Here is a 3,082-nt window from a genome sequence, read left to right as displayed (position 1 = left end):
GAACTTACAGAAGGTTTAAGCGGTAATTCTTCAATCCAAGACTTTGAGACGTTATTGAAACTAGCTCATTTATATTTCGAGAAGCCACGCTTCGACAAAGAAGCATTCGATGCCTTAAAAGGGCGTTATATGGCTTTTGTTGCCAATATGGGAACTGATATAAACAAGGCATTTCGCGATTCTGTATCGATGACAACAACAGATCACAATCCTCGTACGATTCTATTCAGCACAGATATGATCAAAAGCTTAGACTTTGAGACTATGAAACGTGTGTACAACGAGCGTTTAGTTGATGCAAGTGACTTTACTTTCATTTTTGTTGGAAATATTGATGCTGCAAAAGCAAGACCTATGATTGAAACATATTTAGGTAGCATTAAAGATATCGATAGAAAAGAGAATTGGAAAGATAGTGGAGTTAACTTCCCTAAGAAGGACACTTACAGCCACTTTACTAGAGAGATGGAAACACCTAAAACTAGTATCAGAATCGATCTCCATGGTGATATCAAATACACAAAGGATAATTCAATCATGATGGACGTGATCTCTAAATTACTTAGCAAACGTTACTTAGATGTCATTAGAGAAGAAGAAGGCGGATCCTATGGTGTAGGTGTTTGGGCAAACGTAGAAAAACTTCCTCGTGAAGAATACAATGTATCAATTCAATTTGATACAGATCCAGCTAAAGCTGATAAATTAAAAGCAATTGTTTACAATGAAATCCAGTTGCTTTTCACCAAAGGTGTTAAGGAAGATGATCTAAATGAAGTAAAGAAAAACTTGATTAAAGTGCGTCAGGAAAATCTTCGTAAAAATACTTACTGGGTTGATGCAATTAATGCACACTATATCTATAATAAAGATATGTTGACTCCTGAAGCTTACGATAACCTGATCAATTCGATTAGTAAAGAAAAGGTTGAGAAATTTGCTAAGAAGTATTTTGCAAAACCAACAAAGACGGAAGTTGTTATGTCTCCTAAAGAAAAGGAAATCTAAATCACAACCGTGAAATTCTAAAAAGAGAGTATTCAAGATTTGAATACTCTCTTTTTTTTTACCCTTCTGTCTTGTCACAAAAATCATGAAATTACAGTCTTCCCTTATGCTCAGGAATATTATCTATCGTTGAAAACTGCAGACTTCTTTCCTACATTTACAAAAAAATATGTGATGATATACAAAATACTATCCGAAAGCAATGATCCTGATTTCAATGAGGCTCTAACAATCTACTATGAAGCTTTCCCTCCTGAAGAACAACAGAGCATTGAAAGCTTACAAGGCAGAATAGTATCCCCTCAAGGACAATTCATAGTAGCTAAAGAGAATGGGAACGTGATAGCCATGGCTATTCTATGGGATTTATCAAATTCCACTTTTACCCTTCTAGAGTATTTTGCCGTACAACGAACTCATCAAGGCAGTGGTGTGGGCACAATTTTTTTAAAACACTTAGTTAGGATTGTTAGTAAACAAAAGCAATCATTGGTGGCTGAGTTAGAGAATCCTTCATTAGGCATCAACACTGCCCAGCGTCAACAAAGGATGAAATTCTATATCAGAAATGAATTTAAACAAATTCAAGGACTTAAAAGCTACGTACCCTCGCTCAACGGAACAGAAACTACTGAGGTGATATTAATGGTAAATACGCTACATAAAATAGAATACTATAATCGTTTGGAAATGACACAAATGATTCTTTCTATTTTTACAGAATTATATCGCGTATCAGAATCAGATCTACTTTTGCAACAGATTTTAACAGAGATACCTGAAAAATGTCCTACTTATTGACTTTAAGATCAATTCGAGAAACAGCATAATACAAAAAAAGCCGCTCGATAAATCGAACGGCTTCTGCTCCCTTTCCTGGACTCGAACCAGGGACCCTCTGATTAACAGTCAGATGCTCTAACCAACTGAGCTAAAAAGGAATAATCTGATATTTTTTTAAACCTCACAGTATCGGTTTCCTGCTCCCTTTCCTGGACTCGAACCAGGGACCCTCTGATTAACAGTCAGATGCTCTAACCAACTGAGCTAAAAAGGAATATTGCTGATATTTATTTTAAAAACCTCACAGTATTGGTTTTTATGCTCCCTCTCCTGGACTCGAACCAGGGACCCTCTGATTAACAGTCAGATGCTCTAACCAACTGAGCTAAGAAGGAATTTAATTACAAATTTCTGTTGCTTATAAAGACACACTTTATTGACTAAATTTGCGATGCAAAACTAAGCGCTTTTCCCCAATTATACAAGAGTCTTCCTTCTTTTTTTCAAAAAAAACGAATATTTTTTTTTTCAAAAATTCAAATTTGCTTTTGATCAGGAAGATATGCTCAAAAAAAACATCAATACAAATATCCTTTTTTCTACTTCTATTGGAAATTGGTGCAGTATAGACTTAAAAAGCCCAAAAGAAATACAAGCAATTTATAAGAAGATAATCATTTTATGAGCTTATCAAATTTGATTATCTTAGGGAGATAATAATAGAATATCAAATAATCAGACTTATTTGTCTTTATCTATTTTTAAATCTTAGCTTTGCACAACAACTATTCTTATTTGTACTAATTTAAAATAAACAATAGATGATGACTTCTAATATCGCGGAACATCTTCCTTTTTCAGAGTTCCTGAGCGCTATTAAAAAGACGATACAAAGTGCTTTTTACGAGAAAGATAATATCGAAAAGTTTATCCAGAAGAGAGGATTCCCTGCACTGGTACTAAGAGATATCATGGCAAAAAACCCTTTATCGGTAGCCATTCCTAAAGAATATGGTGGTCGTGGAGCTAAGGTAAAAGAGTGCTTGGGCATTTTGGATACGGCTTCGTACGAATCGCTTCCATTAGCATTAACCTTTGGGATTAATATTGCTTTATTCCTTGAGCCCGTTGCGAAATATGCACAAGAAAACGTGAAAAAAGGCATTTTCGACCGTTTCCTCACTCAACAGAACATGGGTGGCTTAATGATTACTGAACCCGATTTTGGTAGTGATGCATTAGGTATGCAGACTTCGAATGTCAAAATAGGTGAATCGTACCACATAAAAGG

General features: G+C 35.2%; 3 protein-coding genes and 3 tRNA genes. 3 read left to right on the top strand and 3 right to left on the bottom strand.

Going from position 1 to position 3,082, the window contains the following annotated elements; genetic code table 11:
• Together ABY905_RS15645 and ABY905_RS15640 are read left to right on the top strand one after the other, a co-directional pair.
• The coding region (locus ABY905_RS15645; RefSeq protein ID WP_372645552.1) for a M16 family metallopeptidase at positions 1-1,008 on the top strand (1,008 nt) is incomplete at its 5' end.
• Positions 1,009-1,182: 174 nt separating this feature from the next.
• Entirely contained in the window at positions 1,183-1,809 is a 627-nt protein-coding gene (locus ABY905_RS15640) for a GNAT family N-acetyltransferase (protein WP_372645550.1), read from the top strand.
• A 66-nt stretch (positions 1,810-1,875) separates the two neighbouring features.
• Here ABY905_RS15640 and ABY905_RS15635 read toward each other — a convergent pair.
• From ABY905_RS15635 to ABY905_RS15625, 3 genes are all read right to left on the bottom strand, one after another.
• Positions 1,876-1,949, bottom strand: a tRNA-Asn gene (locus ABY905_RS15635).
• Positions 1,950-1,991: 42 nt separating this feature from the next.
• Positions 1,992-2,065: transfer RNA gene (locus ABY905_RS15630), tRNA-Asn, on the bottom strand.
• Between the two features lie 47 nt (positions 2,066-2,112).
• Positions 2,113-2,186: transfer RNA gene (locus tag ABY905_RS15625), tRNA-Asn, on the bottom strand.
• Between the two features lie 426 nt (positions 2,187-2,612).
• Between ABY905_RS15625 and ABY905_RS15620 the strand changes: the two genes are divergently transcribed.
• The coding region (locus tag ABY905_RS15620; RefSeq protein WP_372645548.1) for an acyl-CoA dehydrogenase family protein at positions 2,613-3,082 on the top strand (470 nt) is incomplete at its 3' end.

Origin of the sequence: Ancylomarina sp. (assembly GCF_041555295.1) — a bacterium.
Taxonomy (GTDB): Bacteria; Bacteroidota; Bacteroidia; order Bacteroidales; family Marinifilaceae; genus Ancylomarina.
This window is presented reverse-complemented; position numbering and strand designations above follow the sequence as displayed.